A 17093-nucleotide genomic window follows, 5' to 3' on the forward strand; every position below is an offset into this window, starting at 1 on the left:
CGCACCGCGCCGAGCGCGACCGGGCGCACCGCGCCGAGCGCGACCGGGCGCACCGCGCCGAGCGCGACCGGGCGTACCGCGCCGGGCGCGACCGGATTCACCGCATCAGGAACGCCGAGCCCAGTGGCCTCGGCAGCGACAAGAAACGGATCGGTGATTGCGCCGTGAGTGTTCTCCTCGTCGGGGTCTCGCACAGGACCGCGCCCGTCTCGGTGCTCGAAAAGGTGGCCGTCACCGACACCGACCGACCCAAGCTCACCGACAAGATGATGGCCTCCGGCCACATCTCGGAGGCGATGATCGTCTCCACCTGCAACCGGGTGGAGATCTACGCGGTGGTCGACGCGTTCCACGGCGCGCTGGCCGACGTGAGCGAGCTCATGGCCGAGCACTCGGGTCTGACCCTCGTGGATCTGCACAAGCACGCGTACGTGCGCTACAGCGAGGCGGCCGCCGAGCACCTGTTCGCCGTGGCCAGCGGCCTGGACTCGATGGTGGTCGGTGAGCAGCAGATCCTCGGCCAGATCCGTACCGCCTACGCGAGTGCCGACGCTCAGCAGGCTGCCGGCCGGGCCCTGCACGAGCTGGCTCAGCAGGCGCTGCGCGTGGGCAAGCGAGTGCACACCGAGACCGGCATCGACGCGGCGGGTGCGTCCGTGGTGTCGGTGGCGCTGGACAAGGCGGCGACCGTGCTCGACGGTCTGGCCGGCCGCACCGCCGCCGTGATCGGTGCGGGCGCGATGGGCGGGCTCGCCGTCGCGCACCTCACCCGCGCCGGGATCGCGCGCATCGTGGTGGTCAACCGGACCCGGGAGCGCGCCGAGCGGCTCGCCGAGACCGCCCGCGGCAACGGCATCGAGGCCGACGTGCTGCCGTTCGACCGGCTCGCGGCCGCGTTGTCGCAGGCCGATGTGGCCGTCACCTGCACGGGTGCGGTCGGTACGGTCGTCACTCTCGCCGACGCACACCGGGCCCTCGCCCAGCCCGAGCGCGGCACCCGTCCGCTGGTGATCTGCGATCTCGGCCTGCCGCGCGACGTGGAGCCGGCCGTCTCGGGTCTGCCCGGCGTCACCGTCTTCGACATGGAGTCGCTGCAGCGCGATCCCGCGGCCGGCGCCGCCGCCTCCGATACGGACGCCGCGCGTTCGATCGTGGCCGCCGAACTCGCCGACTATCTCGCCTCCCAGCGTCTGGCCGAGGTCACCCCCACCGTCACCGCGCTGCGTCAGCGCGCCGCCGAGGTCGTCGAGGGCGAACTGCTGCGGCTCGAGTCCCGGTTGCCGGGGCTCGACGACGGCCAGCGCGGCGAGGTGGCCCGCACGGTGCGCCGCGTCGTCGACAAGCTGCTGCACGCGCCGACGGTGCGGGTCAAGCAGCTGGCGTCCACCCCGGGCGGCGACCAGTACGCCGAGGCGCTGCGCGAGCTGTTCGAATTGCGGCCGGGTGCCGCCGAGGCCGTCGCCACCCCGGTGGCGAAGGAACTCGGTGCTCTTCCCGACGTGACCGGCGCGACCGACCTGTCGGCCGCGCTGGATCCGGCCGTCACCACGGAGCTGCGGTCGCCCCGGAAGCAGTCGCCCGGAGCACTGGGAGCTTCTCGAGAGGAAAGGCAGGCATGAGCGCCGAGGTCGCATCGGACACCCGGATCGAAGCCGGAACCGGCAGCCGCACGCTGCGGATCGGAACGCGCGGCAGCCTGCTGGCGACGACGCAGGCGGGCACCGTCCGGGATGCGCTGATCGCCGCCGGCCATCCTGCCGAACTGGTCGTCATCACCACCAAGGGTGACGTCACCGCGGGCCCGGTCGAGCGGATCGGCGTCGGCGTCTTCACCGCCGAGCTGCGTGAGGCGCTGCTCGCCGGCGACGTCGACCTGGCCGTGCATTCGTACAAGGACCTTCCGACCGCGCAGGATCCGCGACTGGTGATCGCCGCCGTGCCGCCGCGTGAGGATCCGCGCGACGCGCTCGTCGCCCGCGACGGGCTGGTCCTCGGCGAGCTGCCGCCGGGCTCGCGGGTGGGCACCTCCGCGCCGCGGCGGCGTGCCCAGCTCGCCGCCATGGGTCTGGGCCTCGACATCCGGCCGCTGCGCGGGAACATCGACACCCGGCTCGGGAAGGTCGCGTCCGGCGAACTGGACGCCATCGTCATTGCGCGCGCAGGACTTTCGCGTATCGGCCGCCTCGACCGGATCACCGAGTCCCTCGAACCGGTGCAGATGCTGCCGGCGCCCTCCCAGGGTGCTCTCGCGGTCGAATGCCGCGCGGAGGACACCGCACTGATCGAGATCCTCGCCGGTCTCGACGACCGCGCCAGCCGCGCGGCAGTCGTCGCCGAGCGGGCGCTGCTCGCGGAGCTCGAGGCCGGCTGCACCGCCCCCGTCGGGGCCGTTGCCGAGGTCGTCGAATCCCTCGACGACGACGGCCGCGTGATCGAGGAACTGTCCGTGCGCGGCTGCGCCGCCGCCCTCGACGGCTCAGATGTGCTGCGCGCGAGCGCCGTCGGCGCCACCGCGCGCGCGGAGGAACTGGGCCGGGCGGTGGCTCGCGAGTTGCTCGATCTCGGTGCGCGTGAGCTGATGACCAGCCGGGGGGACGACGCGCCGGAACAGGGCACGGCCGATGTTTGACGCCGTCCGCCCGCACCCCAGGTTTCCCTTTACCGCAGATTCGACCGCACTGGAGAATGACCGATGAGCCGAGTCCGTAAGCACAATCCCGGACGGATCCTGTTCGTGGGAGCTGGGCCGGGCGACCCGGCTCTGCTGACCGTGCGTGCCCGCGACGTGCTCGCGGGCGCGACGATCGCCTTCACCGACCCCGACGTCGACAGGGGGGTGGTGGCGCTCGTCGGCACCACCGCCGGCCGGGACGCGGAGACCGGGGAGCCCGTCGCCGAGGTGCGTCCCGCGCTGGGCGAGCCCACCGAGGTCGCCAAAACCCTCGTCGCGGAGGCGAAGAACGGCCACGATGTCGTGCGCCTCGTCGCCGGCGACCCGCTGACCACCGACTCGGTGATCGCCGAGGTCAACGCCGTCGCCCGCACCCAGGTGGTGTTCGAGGTCCTGCCGGGGCTGACCCCCGGCTCGGCCGTGCCGAGCTACGCCGGCATGGCGCTGGGCTCGTGCCACACCGAGGTCGACGTGCGCGGCGAGGTGGACTGGGCGGCGCTCGCCGCCGCGCCCGGCCCGCTGGTGCTGCACGCCACGTCCGGTCATCTCGCGGAGACTGCGAGCGCCCTCGTCGAGCACGGGCTCGCGCCGCAGACCCCGGCGGCGATCACCGTCCGTGGCACGACCCGGCAGCAGCGCACCGTCGAAGCCACCCTCGCCACGCTCAACGACGCCGGTTCCGAGCTCGTCGGTCCGCTCGTCGTCACCGTCGGCAAGATCGTCTCGCAGCGCGGCAAACTCTCGTGGTGGGAGTCCCGCGCCCTGTACGGGTGGACGGTGCTGGTGCCGCGCACCAAGGAGCAGGCCGGGGAGATGAGCGAGCGGCTCGTCACGCACGGAGCGATCCCGATCGAGGTGCCGACCATCGCGGTGGAGCCGCCCCGCAGTCCGGCCCAGATGGAGCGGGCCGTCAAGGGACTCGTGGACGGCCGCTACCAGTGGGTGGTGTTCACCTCCACGAACGCGGTGCGCGCGGTGTGGGAGAAGTTCGAGGCGTTCGGCCTCGACGCTCGCGCCTTCTCGGGTGTGAAGATCGCGTGTGTCGGGCAGGCGACCGCGGACAAGGTGCGCTCGTTCGGGATCACCCCCGAGCTGGTGCCCTCGGGCGAACAGTCCAGCGAGGGGCTGCTGGCCGAATTCGCCCCGTACGACGACGTTTTCGATCCCGTCAACCGGGTGCTGCTGCCGCGCGCCGACATCGCCACCGAGACCCTCGCGGAGGGCCTGCGCGAGCGGGGCTGGGAGATCGACGACGTGACTGCCTACCGCACGGTGCGGGCGGCACCGCCGCCGGCCGAGACCCGCGAGATGATCAAGACCGGTGGGTTCGACGCGGTGTGCTTCACCTCGTCGTCGACGGTCCGCAACCTCGTGGGTATCGCGGGTAAGCCGCACGCGCGCACCATCGTCGCGTGCATCGGGCCGAAGACCGCGGAGACCGCGATCGAGTTCGGGCTGCGGGTGGACGTGCAGCCGGAGACCGCGCAGATCGGTCCCCTGGTGGAGGCGCTCGCCGAGCACGCCGCCCGGCTGCGGGCCGAGGGCGCATTGCCGCCGCCCCGCAAGAAGTCCCGCGCCCGCCGCTGACCCCCGTGCGCGGTTCCGGTAGCCCCCGCTACCGGAACCGCGCACGGCTTGCCCGGAAGGTGAGTCCGCCGATGTATCCCGATGTCCGTCCCCGCAGGCTGCGCACCACCCCGGCCATGCGCCGGCTGGTTGCCGAAACCTCCCTCGAGCCGCGGCATCTGGTGCTGCCGATGTTCGTCGCCGACGGCCTCGACGCGCCGCGAGAGATCCCGTCGATGCCCGGTGTGTACCAGCACACCCCCGATTCGCTGCCCGCCGCGGCGACCGCGGCGGTCGAAGCCGGTGTGGGTGGGCTGATGCTCTTCGGCGTGCCGCGAGCCGAGGACAAGGACGCCCGCGGCTCGGGCGGCACCGACCCCGACGGCGTGCTCAACCGTGCGCTGCGGGACCTGCGCGCCGAACTCGGCGATGCGACGGTCCTGATGGCCGACACGTGCCTCGACGAGTTCACTGACCATGGTCACTGCGGCGTCCTGGGCGCCTCGGGTGCGGTGGACAACGACGCCACCCTCGAGCGGTACGCGGAGATGGCCGTCGCGCAGGCCGAGGCCGGCGCGCACCTGCTCGGTCCGAGCGGGATGATGGACGGTCAGGTCGCGTCCATCCGCGCGGCGCTCGACGCCGCGGGGCATCAGGACGTGGGGCAGATCGCGTATTCCGCGAAGTACGCCTCCGCGTTCTACGGGCCGTTCCGGGACGCGGTGGGGTCCTCGCTCGAGGGCGACCGGCGCACCTACCAGCAGGATCCGGCGAACCGCCGGGAGGCGCTGCGCGAGGTCGATCTCGATCTCGCCGAGGGCGCCGACCTGGTGATGGTCAAACCCGCGATGTCGTACCTCGACGTGCTGCGCGAGGTCGCCGACCGCTCGGACGTGCCCGTCGCGGCGTATCAGATCTCGGGCGAGTACGCGATGATCACCGCTGCCGCGCAGAACGGCTGGATCGACCGGGACACGGCGATCCTGGAGTCGCTGACGAGCATCCGCCGCGCCGGTGCCGACATCGTGCTCACGTACTGGGCGGCCGAGGTCGCGGGCCGGCTCTCGTGAGCACGCCCGAACCGTCGCAGTGGCCCGGGCCGCCGGACACCCCGCCCGGGCCGGCACCGGCGCAGCGGCGCCCCACTCCCGTGGACGTCGAGACCGCGTTCCAGTTGTGGTGCGCGGTCGCGGTCCTGGGGTTGGTGTACCTCGGCGCGAGTGTGCTGCTGATGTGGGAGCGCCGGGACGAGTTCGTCGACCAGATGACGGCGGAACTGGCCCGGCAGACGCCACCGGTGGACATGCCGCGCGAGACGGTGGAATCGTTGCTGCCGTTGGGATTCGGCATCACCGCCGTCCTGGGGCTCGTGTTCACCGGCCTGTTCCTGCTCGTGGCCTTCGCGATGCGGCGCGGCCGGAACTGGGCGCGCATGCTGCTCACGATGATCGGTGTCTTCCTGACCGTCACGGCGATTCCGACGGTGTTCGGCGTGGGTGCGCTGGGCGGCGGTGCCGGCCTCGTGATCGGTCTGGTGAGCATCCTGCAGGGGGTGTGTTCGGTCGGGGCGATCGTGCTCATGCACCGCCGCGAGCCGAATCTGTACTTCCTCCGGTTGCCCCCGAGCTGACCCGACGAGCGCGCGGAGTACGGTGTCTGACGACCCACGGCCCGCGCGGTCGTTTCCGACGAGCGAAGAGGACTTTCATGCAGGTGGAGCCCCGGCCCTACGGTCGTCGTCGTGAGCTGGTCCTGATCGGCCTCATCGCCGTCCTGGGCGTGGTGACGCTGGTGCTGGTCGTCGTTCCGGGCATGCTCAGCGCCTGATCACGAGGTGAACGAGTCGGCCGAGCCCCGCTTCCACGAGCCCGGTGGCCGTTGGCGCACCGTGGCGTTCGGGCCGGTGCTGTGCCTCGTCGCGCTCGTCGTCGAACTGGCGACCGGGCCGGTGGTGCACTGGGTCGCACTGCCGGTGATCGCTCTGGTGCTCAGCGGCTTCGCGTACGTGATGGTCGTCGCGGCCCGGCGGCACGTGAGCGTGGAGCTGACCGCGAAGACGCTGCGCCTCGGGACCGAGGAACTGCCGCTCGAGGAGATCGAGGCGGTGCTGTCCGCGGCCGATCCCCGGGCCCGGGATCCCGAGCGGTGGGAGACCGCCCGGCCGTTGGGGGAGCTGGCGAACGTGCCGCGGGGCCGGACGGCCGTCGGCCTGCGGTTGCGGGGTGGCGCCCTGGTGCGGGCGTGGGCCCGGGACCACGAACGGCTGCGGTCCGAACTCGAGGCGGTGCTGGCCGAGCGCGCCGATCCGCCCTTGCTCTAATACCCCCTAGGGGTACGATACGAGTATGGCCGGATACACCCCGCACCAGGAGGACCTGCTCAAGCGCCTGCGCCGCATCGAGGGGCAGGTCGCGGGCATCGCCCGGATGATCGAGGACGACCGCTACTGCATCGACGTCCTGACCCAGGTCTCCGCCGTCACCAAGGCCCTGCAGACGGTCTCGCTCAAGCTGCTCGACGCGCACCTGGCCGGCTGCGTCGTCGACGCCGCCCGGCAGGGCGGACCCGAGGCCGACGCGAAGATCCAGGAGGCCTCGGACGCCATAGCGCGCCTCGTCCTCAAACCCTGACCACCGAGGAGCCGATCGGCATGCGGATCGCCCACGGACTGTGCGCTGCGGCGCTGGCCTGCGCGCTGACCGCGTGCGCGTCGGAGGAGCCCGCGCGGACGGTGCTCTCGGGCGCACCCACCGCGGTCCCCGACGCGGGAACCCCGCCGCGGGTCACCGTCACCACCGTCGTCGACGGTCTCGACCATCCGTGGGACGTGGTGCAGGCCCCCGACGGGACGTTGCTGACCGGTGAACGCTCGGGCCGGTTCGTCGTCCGCCGGCCCGACGGGCGCGTCGAGGAGCTGCGCGCCGACCTGTCGGACCTGTACGCGGTGGGGGAGACCGGCCTCATGGGCGTCGCGCTCGCCGTCGACTTCGGGGTCAGCCGCACCGTCTACACGTGCCAGGGACACCGCGACCCCGACGACGTCCGCGTCTACGCCTGGACCGTCGATCCCGGCTGGACCACCATGACGCGGCAGCGCACCGTCGTGGAGGGGCTGCCCGTCGCGCGCGGCGGCCGCCACGCCGGCTGCCGCATCCTCGCGCACCCGGACGGCACCCTGTACATCGGCACGGGCGACGCCACCCGCCCGACGGCGCCGCAGGACCCCGGCAGCCTCGGCGGCAAGGTGCTGCACCTGAACCCCGACGGGTCGCCGGCCCCCGGCAACCCCGACCCGGGCAGCGTGGTGTTCACCCTCGGCCACCGCAACGTGCAGGGGCTGGCGCTGCAGCCCGGCACCGGGCGGCTCTACGCGGTCGAGCAGGGCAGCAGCCGCGACGACGAGGTCAACCTGCTCGTGCCGGGCGGCAACTACGGCTGGCGACCCGACCGGGAACCCGGAATGTACGACGAGTCGGTGCCGATGACCGATCCCGAGCGCGTCCCCGGCGCGATCCCGGCGGTGTGGAGTTCCGGGTCGCCCACCATCGCCACCCCCGCGCTGGCGTTCGCGGCCGGACCGGGGTGGGGCCCGTGGTCCGGCGCGCTCGTCGTCAGCAGCCAGCAGGACGAGAAGCTGCTGCTGCTGCGCCTGTCCGAGGACGGCCGCAGCGTGACCGAATCGACCGACCTGCTCGAGGGGGAGTACGGGCGCCTGCGGTCGCTCACCCCACTGCCCGACGGCTCGCTCCTCGTCACCACCGACAACGGCTCCGACGACAGGGTGCTGCGAATCGCCCCCGTCTAACGTGCCCCTGGGTCGACGCGCCGCGCGCCCGCGCCGTCCTTGCCCAGCCGATCGCCCGGATTGAACAGTGTGCACGCCTGCAGCGACAGGCAGCCGCAGCCGATGCACCCCGCCAGTTCGCGCTGCATCCGGTCGATCGCCTGCTTGCGCTCCTCGAGTCGCTCGTGCCACGCCCGTGAGATGCGCATCCAGTCCCGTCGGGTCGGGGGCCGTTCGGCCGGCAGCGCCGAGAACACCTCGGCCACCTCGGCAAGCGGAATGCCGAACCGGGTCGCCAACTGGATGATCGAGATGCGCCGGATCGTGTGCCGGGGGAAGCGGCGCGTGCCGCCTGCGGTGCGGTGTGCGGTCACGAGTCCCAGCGACTCGTAGTAGCGAATCGCAGACACGGCGGCTCCGGTGCGCCGGGAGACTTCACCGATCGCCAGCAGTTCTTCGCTCGTGCGGCTCATCACGACTCCGTTCCCCGCGCTTGATCTCGAGTGCACTTGAGACTCTACAGTCACCGTCATGCACGGATCCACGACTCGCGCCGGCGCCTGGTCGGAACTTCTCGGACGCGAATACCTCGGTACGGCAGCGGTTCTCGCCGGCGGAGTTGCCCTCTACGCCACCAACGTGTACCTCACCACGAGCCTGCTGCCGACCGCGGTCGAGGAGATCGGCGGCCACGCCTACTACGCGTGGACGGCGACGGTGTTCCTGCTCGCGTCGGTGATCTCCTCGACGGCCGTGGCCCGGACCCTCGCCGTCCGCGGACCCCGGGGCGCCTACCTCATGGGGCTCGGGTCTTTCGCGGCCGGCACCCTCGTGTGCGCGCTCGCACCGTCCATGGAGGCGCTGCTGGCGGGCCGGGCGGTCCAGGGGCTCGGTGGCGGCCTGCTCGCCGGACTCGGCTACGCAGTACTGAACAGTGCTCTGCCGGAACGTCTCTGGAGCCGCGCCGCGGCGCTCGTATCGGCGATGTGGGGTGTGGGGACCTTCGCGGGACCCGCCGTCGGCGGCGTGTTCGCCCAGTTCCACGCCTGGCGATGGGCGTTCGGCGCGTTACTGGTCTGCACGCTCGCGGTCGCAGCCGCGGTGCCGTTCGCCCTGCCGGCGCACGCCCGCGGATCGCGCGCTGCCGGCAGGATTCCGCTCGGTTCGCTGGCCCTGCTCACCGGCGCGGCCCTGGCGGTCGGCGTGGCCGCCGTCGTGACCGGCGGTGCGCCCACGATCGCCCTGCTCGCGGGCGCGTCCGCCGCCGTGGTCGCGTTCGTCGCCGTCGACCGCCGCAGCCCGCACGGCATCCTGCCGGCGGCGACGTTCACCACCGCCCGGCTGCGCTGGGTGTACCTGACGATCGCAGTGCTGGCGGTCGTCTCGACCGCCGAGACGTTCGTCCCGTTGTTCGGGCAGCGCCTCGCCGGCCTCGCGCCGCTGGCCGCCGGCTTCCTCGGCGCCGCCCTCGCGGTGGGATGGACGCTCGGCGAGATCCCGAGCGCCACGGCGTCCGCGCCCCGAACCGTGCGCCGCATCGTGGTGAGTGCTCCGGTGCTCGTCGGCCTCGGCCTCGCGCTCATGGCGGCCGCCGTGCGTGACGAGACCGGACCGGTCGCGGTCACGGTGTGGGTCACGGGACTGGTCGTCGCGGGCGCGGGCATCGGCATCGCGTGGCCGCACCTTGCGGTCGGCGCGATGAACGCCGTCGCCGACCCGCGCGACAGCGGCAAGGCGTCCGCTGCGATCAACACCGTCCAGTTGATCGCGAACGCGTTCGGCGCAGCACTGGCCGGAGTCCTCGTCAACGCGGGACAACCGTCCGACGTGCGTTCGGCGCGGCTGCTGCTGTTCGGGTTCGCTGCCGTGGCGGTGCTCGGCGTGCTCGCCGCGCGCCGCGCGGTTCCGGCGCGCGCGCACCGGAACCGGTCGGCACCCGCGGACGCCTCCGCAGCGGAACCCGAACGAATCTGACGCCGCCGCGCGTGTCGTCGCCGTCCGGCGCATCGTCTTCCGTAGCATCGCCGGGATCCGACGACGAGGAGATGCGCGTGCGAATCTCGGGGAGACGTGCGGCGGCGATCGCAGTCGGCGTGCTCGCGGCCGGGACGCCGAGCGCCCACGCGGCGCCACCCGAGGCGGGCGCGCTGCCCGAGCTGACCGTGACGCCGCTGATGGAGGGGCTGAGCAAGCCCTGGGACGTCGTCGCCGCTCCGGACGGGACGATCCTGACCGGGGAACGGCGGGGCCGCTTCGTGGTCCGGGATCCGGACGGTGGGATCCGGGAGGTGCGCGCCGACCTGTCCGGCCTGTACGCCGAGGGCGAGACCGGCCTGATGGGTCTGGCGCTGGCACCGGATTTCGGGACGAGCCGGACCCTCTACAGCTGTCAGGGCCACCGCGGCCCCGACGGCACCGACATCCGCGTGCAGTCCTGGACGGTCGATCCCGGATGGACGGAGCTGACCCGCGGCGCCACGGTGCTCGCCGGCATCCCGGTCGGGCAGGGCGGCCGGCACGGCGGGTGCCGGTTGCTCGCCCATCCCGACGGGTCGCTGTTCGTCGGGACGGGCGACACCGCCCACCCCCAGGTGCCTCAGGACCGGAACAGCCTGGGCGGCAAGGTGCTCCACCTCGATCCCGACGGCACCCCGGCGGCGGGAAACCCCGACCCGGGCAGCCCCGTGTTCACTCTCGGGCACCGCAACGTGCAGGGACTGGCGCTGCGTCCCGGGAGCGGCGAGCTCTATGCCGTCGAGCAGGGCACCGTCCGCGACGACGAGGTGAATCTCCTGCAGCCCGGCGGCAACTACGGGTACCGCCCCGACCGCTTCCCGTTCGTCTACGACGAGTCGGTGCCCATGACCGATCCGGCCCGCGTGCCGGGAGCGATCGGGGCCGTGTGGAGTTCCGGTGCCCCCACCCTCGCGACTCCCGGCGGCACGTTCGTCTCCGGCGCCGGCTGGCAGGGCTGGGACGGCGCGCTGGTGATCACGAGCCAGCAGCAGGAGAAACTGCTGTTCCTCGAACTCACCGCCGACGGCCGGTCGGTGGACGAGACCGCGACGGCGCTCGAGGGGCGGTTCGGCCGGCTGCGGTCGGTGACCGCACGACCCGACGGGGCGCTGCTCGTCACGACGGACAACGGCCGCGACGACCGGGTCCTGCTGGTGGAACCCGCCGCCGACTGAGAGGTCGAGACGAATGTGCTCACCGACCGTGCTCGACCGGGTGTACCGCGAAATCGAGGACGGCCGGGCGCGGTTCGGCCGCCGGTCCTTCCTCGCCGCCCTCGGCGTGAGCGCCGCGGGTCTGGGCGTGAGCGCCGCGGGTCTGGGCGTGAGCGCCGCGGGTCTGGGCGCGGCGACCGCCGCCGCGGCGCCGGCACGAGCCGGCGGGGACACGGCCGCCGTGCGGGCCGACGCGGTGATCGACCTGACCCACACGCTGACCCCGCAGTTCCCGGTGTGGCCCGGAAACGAGCGGTTCGCGATGCGTCCCGTGGCCACGTTCGACACCGGACGGTTCGCCGTCAACGCGATGTCGCTGTGGGAGCACACCGGCACCCATCTCGACGCCCCGGCCCACATCGTGCGCGGCGGCGCGACCGTCGAGGCGCTGCCGGTGCGCGACTTCGTGGCCCCGCTCGCCGTCGTCGACATCGCCGGCAAGGCCGCGCAGGACGACGACGCGGTGGTCACCGTCGACGACGTGGCGACGTGGGAGCGGCAACACGGCCCGATCCCGCCGGCCGCCTTCGTCGCGATGCACTCGGGATGGGAGGCCCGCCTCGCCGACCCCGGCCGCTTCGTCAACGCCGACGCACTGCGCATCCCGCACGCACCGGGCTTCGACCGCGAGGCCGTGCGCATGCTCGTGCACGAACGGAACGTCGTGGGGCTCGGCGTCGACACCCTGAGCCTCGACCGGTCGGGCGAGGTCGGCGCCCACGTGGAGTTGCTCGGCGCGGGCCGCTACGGCATCGAGGCGATGGCGAACCTCGCGGCCGTGCCGCCACGCGGCGCGACCGTCGTCGTCGGCGCGCCGAAGCACGCCGGCGGCACCGGTGGGCCGTGCCGGGTGCTGGCACTGGTCTGAATCCCGCACCCGGCCCGGCGGGTCAGCCGAGGCGACCGGCGTCCGTGCCCGGGCCGTCGAGCATCGCCGACCCGAGCAGGTGCTCCGGCACGCCGAGGCCCTCGACGAGGGTCGTCACGTGGGGACGCAGGGTCCGGCAGCGCTCGTTGATGCCGCGCAGCACCGCCTTCGCCCGTTCCACCGACAGCTGCCGGTGCTCCATGTACCAGGCCTTGTCCTCGTCGATGACGCTGAGCGCGTACAGATCGCACAGGTCCGACAGCAGCTCGCGGGCCTCCTCGTCGGGACACGACTCGATCCCGGCGACGAACGCCTCGAGCACGACCCGGTCGATGTGGGCGCGCGCCGCGTGCAGCACGTGGTCCTGCACGAAGTTGAAGGCGTCGAACAGGTTCTCCTCGCGGTTCGACGCGGCCTGCAGTCGCCGCGCCGCCGTCGAGAGCAGGTATTGTTCCCGGTCCTCGAACATCGCCATCTGCGTGCCCCGATCGAAGAGGCTGCCGTCCTCCTCGTTGTCCTTCCGGGTGTCGACGAGCGTCTGGAGGATCTGCTGGGCGGCGGTGCGCTTCTTGACGATGTCCGACACCGTGACCGCGGCGAACTTCATCCATTCCACCGGGCTCATGCCGCGGACCTCGTCCGCGTAGGCGGTGAGCAGTTCCTTGGCGACGAGCTGGGTCAGCACGTGGTTGTCGCCCTCGAAGGTGGTGAACACGTCCGTGTCCGCCTTCAGCGCGGTGAGCCGGTTCTCGGCCATGTACCCGGCACCGCCGCAGGCCTCACGGCACTCCTGGATGGCGCGCGTCGCGTGGGCGGTGTTGGCGACCTTCAGCCCGGCGGCGCGGCCCTCGAGCTCACGCTGCTCCTGCGGGTCCACCTCCTCGACGGGCGTGGTCTGGATCCGGTCCATGGTGGAGATCAGCTCGTTCTGCGCGAAGGTCAGCGCATACGACTTGGCGATGAGCGGCAGCAGGCGGCGCTGATGGACCAGATAGTCCATCAGCAGCACTTCCTTCTCGTCGCCGGGGGCGCTGAACTGGCGGCGCTGCAGCGCGTACCGCGTGGCGACCGACAGCGCGACGCGGGCCGCGGCACCGGCCGAGCCGCCGACGGTGACCCGGCCCCGCACGAGCGTGCCCACCATGGTGAAGAAGCGGCGGTTCGGATTCTCGATCGCCGAGACGTAGGTGCCGTCGGGCTCGACGTCGGCGTACCGGTTGAGCAGGTTCTCCCGGGGAATCCGCACGTGGTCGAACATGATCCGGCCGTTGTCCACGCCCGGCAGACCACCCTTGTGGCCGCAGTCGGAGGTGGTGACCCCGGGCAGATCGTCGCCGTTCTCGTCGCGGATCGGCACGACGAAGCAGTGCACGCCCTGGGACTTGCCGCCGGTGATCAGCTGTGCGAACACCGCGGCGACCGTCGCGTGCTCTGCCGCCCCGCCGATGTAGTCCTTGCGCGAGGACGGGGTCGGGGAGTGGACGACGAACTCCTCGGTGCCCGGGTCGTACGAGGCCGTCGTCTCGAGCGACTGGACGTCGGAGCCGTGGCCGGTCTCGGTCATCGCGAAGCAGCCGAGCAGATCGAGGTCGATGAGCGGGCCGATGTAGCGGTCGTGGTGCCGGGCCGTGCCGAGATTCTCGATCGCGCCGCCGAACAGACCCCACTGCACACCGGCCTTGACCATCAGGGACAGGTCCGACATGGCGAGCATCTCGATCGACGCCACCGCGCCGCCGGCGTCGCCGCCGCCGCCCACCGCTTTCGCGAAGCCCGCCCGGGCGTAGCCGGATTCCGCGAGCATCCGCATCTGCTTCAGCGTGATCGCCCGGGCCTCGTCCAGGTCCGGTGTGTAGTGCGGGGCGAACTCGGGCCGGTCCAGGTCCGTGCGTGCCCGCTCGCGTGCCTGCCGCCACGCGCCGTCCAGGGTGATGCGGATGTGCTCAGCTGTGGTCGTCATGGACCGACATTAGGACGATTCGAGCCCGTCGTGTGGGTATGTGCGAACGTCGGTATCGGCTGCGGCATGCGCCCAGTCCGTCGGCACGTCCGCGCCCCCTTCCGGACTGACCCGGGTGCCGACGCGCGCGAGCAGCGGAGTCGGGGCGATCGGCCCGGCGAACAGTGCCTGGCCGAGTCCGAAGGTGGTGGCGCGTTGCAGCATCGCCGGGGGGACGTGGGAGAACAGGTGGGACAGCTCCTCGATGTCGGTGCTGCCGTTCATCCGCATCAGGAGCAGGTTGTCGCACTGGGAGACGACGTTCGGATGCACCTTCCCCGGCCGCTGCGTCGCCACGAACAGGTGCAGCCCGAACTTGCGTCCCTCGCCGGCGATGAGCACCCCCAGATCCGCGGTGCTCGACAACAACGGATCCGCCGTGACCGACGGCAGGATGTTGTGGGCCTCGTCCACCACGACGAGCATCGGCAGGCGCCGCCGTCGCAGCATCCACAGCCGGCCCAGCAGCCCGAGGGACACCGCGGCGCGCTCCCCGGGGCTGTTCAGACTGCCGAGATCGATCACGAAGCACCGGCCCGTGCGCACGTCGAGTTCGGCGGCCGAGCGTTCCTCCCCTCGCCGCCACAGCTCCCACGACGCGATCCCCAGATTGTCGATGCGGGTCGCGAGACGCTCCGTCGCGGGGTCCGCCGCCGCCGCGGACCGCACGTCCGCGACGGAGTAGGGCGCGTCGAGGGCAGCGGTGACGCGGCGCAGGGCCGAGTACTCGTCGAGATCGTGCACCGGGTCCAGGCGCAGCAGCAGCGCCTGCGCGACGAGGGGAAGGTCGCTCAGGTCCAGGCACAGCAGGTGGTCGGAGCCGGTGCCGCGGGCCCGTACCACCCGCACTCCGGTGGCGGCCCCGCGATGCCGCTGCGCGGCGGGGGAGTCGTCCTCCGGATCCCGCAGCCGGCCGAGGTGTACGTGGTCGGAGTTGGGGTCGAGCACCACGATCGGCAGGGTCGTCGCGGCGAGCAGCCGCTCGAGGACCGCGCCGGTGGTGTACGTCTTGCCGGAGCCGGACTGGCCGCACATGAAGGTGTGCCGGGCGAAGCCCGCCGGGTGCAGCCGCGCCGCCACGGCCGGGGCGTGCAGCAGGGTGCCGACGTCGAGACTGCCGGTGAGGGCGGCCGCGAGCGTCGCCGTCTCGGCCGCGGTGGCCGGGCGCACATGCCGCTCGGGAAACGGGGCGACTTCCGCCGTGGCGGCGAACCGGTCGTCGCCGAACACGCCCAGCACACTCGCGGACCCCGCCAGCGTCCGCACCATGGCGCGGCCGCGCACGGAGCGCACCGGCAGACCCGGTTCGTCCACGGCGACGTCGACGTCCGCGCCCTCGCGCTCGACGATGCGCACGCTGCGGACCTGCACGGCGAGACGGCGCTCGTCGTCGAGTTCGACGACCGCGAATCCGCCGACCTCCAGGCCGACGTCCACCGGTCCGGTGAGAAGTACCTCACGACCGTCGGCGGACAACGCGGCGGTGACGACCCGGAACCGGTCGGCGAGGGCGGTACGGACGTCGTCGAACGAGACCATGGTCACATTCCTACCGCAACGACCGCCGTTGCAGGGCCCGCGCCTTTTGGCAAATCCCGCGAAACTGGGACACTGGAGGTCGTGACTGCGACCCCCGATGCATCTCGCGCCCGCGACTCCGTTTCCACCGCACTGTTCGACCGGGCGTCGAAGGTGATTCCCGGGGGTGTGAACTCGCCGGTCCGCGCGTTCGGATCGGTCGGCGGCACCCCGCGCTTCGTCGCCTCCGCATCCGGCTGCACCCTGACCGACGTGGACGGCAATTCGTATGTCGACCTGGTGTGTTCGTGGGGGCCGATGATCCTCGGCCATGCGCACCCGGCCGTCGTCGACGCGGTGCGCAGTGCCGCCACGACCGGGCTGTCGTTCGGCGCGCCGACCGCCGGTGAGGTGGAACTCGCCGAGGAGATCGTGGCCCGCATCGAGCCCGTCGAGCAGGTCCGGCTCGTCAACTCCGGTACCGAGGCGACGATGAGTGCGGTGCGACTGGCACGCGGATTCACCGGCCGGACCAAGATCGTCAAGTTCGCGGGCTGTTATCACGGTCACGTCGACGCCCTGCTCGCCGACGCCGGCTCCGGCGTCGCCACCTTCGGGCTGCCGACGTCGCCGGGTGTGACGGGCGCCCAGGCCGAGGACACCATCGTCCTGCCGTACAACGACCTCGAGGCGGTGCGCGCGGCGTTCGCGGCCGAACCGGGGAAGATCGCGGCGGTGATCACCGAAGCCGCGGCCGGCAACATGGGCACCGTCCCGCCGCTGCCCGGCTTCAACGCCGGTCTGCGCGAGCTGACCCGCGAGCACGGCGCGCTGCTGATCATGGACGAGGTGATGACCGGGTTCCGGGCGGGACCGGCCGGGTGGTACGGCATCGACGGCGTCGCCGGTGACCTCATGACGTTCGGCAAGGTGATGAGCGGCGGACTGCCCGCGGCCGCGTTCGGCGGCCGCGCCGACGTGATGGCCCATCTCGCGCCGGCCGGGCCCGTCTACCAGGCCGGCACCCTGTCGGGCAATCCGGTCGCCGTCGCCGCCGGCCTCGCCAGCCTGCGCGCCGCCGACAGCGACGCCTACGCCGCGCTCGACCGCAACGCCACCACCCTCGGACGGATGCTCGGTGAGGCGCTGACGGCGGAGGGCGTGGCCCACCGGGTCCAGTTCGCCGGCACCATGCTCAGCGTGTTCTTCACCGAGGAGCCGGTCACCGACTACGCGCAGGCCAAGGCCGCGCAGACGTGGCGGTTCCCGGCGTTCTTCCATGCCCTGCTCGACCACGGCGTCTACGCCCCGCCGAGCGCGTTCGAGACGTGGTTCGTCTCGTCCGCGCTCGACGACGACGCGTTCTCCCGCATCGCCGACGCACTGCCGCACGCCGCGAAGGCGGCGGCCGCCGCCACCGCCTGAGCGCGCCCCTTCCAGGCCGTCCACACCCGCCG

At 72.6% G+C, this 17093-nt stretch carries 15 protein-coding genes; 12 read left to right on the top strand and 3 right to left on the bottom strand.

What is annotated here, in order from left to right:
- Positions 1–164 precede the first annotated feature (164 nt).
- From RR3_RS12190 to RR3_RS12225, 8 genes are all read left to right on the top strand, one after another.
- Positions 165–1619, top strand: a complete 1455-nt coding sequence (locus RR3_RS12190; protein WP_010592077.1) for a glutamyl-tRNA reductase — start codon at positions 165–167, stop codon at positions 1617–1619.
- Positions 1616–2629 (top strand): hydroxymethylbilane synthase, encoded by a 1014-nt coding sequence (gene hemC, locus RR3_RS12195; RefSeq protein ID WP_010592076.1) that lies wholly within the window; start codon positions 1616–1618, stop codon positions 2627–2629. The genes RR3_RS12190 and hemC overlap by 4 nt, the downstream gene beginning before the upstream one ends.
- Positions 2630–2692: 63 nt before the next feature.
- A complete protein-coding gene (locus tag RR3_RS12200; protein WP_010592075.1) occupies positions 2693–4258 on the top strand; it encodes a bifunctional uroporphyrinogen-III C-methyltransferase/uroporphyrinogen-III synthase in 1566 nt (521 codons plus the stop codon).
- 71 nt (positions 4259–4329) lie between these two features.
- Positions 4330–5307: a porphobilinogen synthase gene (gene hemB, locus RR3_RS12205; RefSeq protein WP_010592074.1), complete on the top strand. Its 978-nt coding sequence runs from the start codon at positions 4330–4332 to the stop codon at positions 5305–5307.
- Positions 5304–5867, top strand: a complete 564-nt coding sequence (locus RR3_RS12210; RefSeq protein ID WP_010592073.1) for a hypothetical protein — start codon at positions 5304–5306, stop codon at positions 5865–5867. The genes hemB and RR3_RS12210 overlap by 4 nt, the downstream gene beginning before the upstream one ends.
- A gap of 204 nt (positions 5868–6071) precedes the next feature.
- A complete protein-coding gene (mce1N, locus tag RR3_RS12215; RefSeq protein ID WP_010592072.1) occupies positions 6072–6557 on the top strand; it encodes a transport-regulating membrane protein Mce1N in 486 nt (161 codons plus the stop codon).
- A gap of 25 nt (positions 6558–6582) precedes the next feature.
- Positions 6583–6867, top strand: coding sequence for a metal-sensitive transcriptional regulator (locus RR3_RS12220; RefSeq protein ID WP_003937563.1), 285 nt, complete (start codon positions 6583–6585; stop codon positions 6865–6867).
- A gap of 20 nt (positions 6868–6887) precedes the next feature.
- A complete protein-coding gene (locus RR3_RS12225) occupies positions 6888–8042 on the top strand; it encodes a PQQ-dependent sugar dehydrogenase (RefSeq protein WP_010592071.1) in 1155 nt (384 codons plus the stop codon).
- Here RR3_RS12225 and soxR read toward each other — a convergent pair.
- Positions 8039–8494 (bottom strand): redox-sensitive transcriptional activator SoxR, encoded by a 456-nt coding sequence (gene soxR / locus RR3_RS12230; RefSeq protein WP_010592070.1) that lies wholly within the window; start codon positions 8492–8494, stop codon positions 8039–8041. The genes RR3_RS12225 and soxR overlap by 4 nt on opposite strands.
- Positions 8495–8552: 58 nt before the next feature.
- Here soxR and RR3_RS12235 point away from each other — a divergent pair, with 58 nt between their 5' ends.
- From RR3_RS12235 to RR3_RS12245, 3 genes are all read left to right on the top strand, one after another.
- Entirely contained in the window at positions 8553–9995 is a 1443-nt protein-coding gene (locus RR3_RS12235; RefSeq protein WP_064066044.1) for an MFS transporter, read from the top strand.
- 77 nt (positions 9996–10072) lie between these two features.
- Entirely contained in the window at positions 10073–11212 is a 1140-nt protein-coding gene (locus RR3_RS12240; RefSeq protein WP_108754950.1) for a PQQ-dependent sugar dehydrogenase, read from the top strand.
- Positions 11213–11225: 13 nt separating this feature from the next.
- Positions 11226–12119, top strand: coding sequence for a cyclase family protein (locus RR3_RS12245; RefSeq protein WP_064066042.1), 894 nt, complete (start codon positions 11226–11228; stop codon positions 12117–12119).
- A gap of 22 nt (positions 12120–12141) precedes the next feature.
- Here the strand turns inward: RR3_RS12245 and RR3_RS12250 are convergent, their stop codons facing one another.
- Together RR3_RS12250 and RR3_RS12255 are read right to left on the bottom strand one after the other, a co-directional pair.
- Positions 12142–14079: an acyl-CoA dehydrogenase family protein gene (locus RR3_RS12250; protein WP_064066041.1), complete on the bottom strand. Its 1938-nt coding sequence runs from the start codon at positions 14077–14079 to the stop codon at positions 12142–12144.
- Positions 14080–14088: 9 nt separating this feature from the next.
- Positions 14089–15657 carry an ATP-binding protein gene (locus RR3_RS12255; protein ID WP_010592065.1) on the bottom strand — a complete coding sequence of 523 codons (1569 nt, stop codon included), beginning with the start codon at positions 15655–15657 and terminating at the stop codon, positions 14089–14091.
- 81 nt (positions 15658–15738) lie between these two features.
- Between RR3_RS12255 and hemL the strand changes: the two genes are divergently transcribed.
- Positions 15739–17061, top strand: coding sequence for a glutamate-1-semialdehyde 2,1-aminomutase (gene hemL, locus RR3_RS12260; RefSeq protein ID WP_010592064.1), 1323 nt, complete (start codon positions 15739–15741; stop codon positions 17059–17061).
- The last annotated feature ends 32 nt before the right edge of the window (positions 17062–17093 follow it).

The organism is Rhodococcus ruber NBRC 15591 (assembly GCF_001894945.1).
GTDB classification, from domain to species: domain Bacteria; phylum Actinomycetota; class Actinomycetes; order Mycobacteriales; family Mycobacteriaceae; genus Rhodococcus; species Rhodococcus ruber.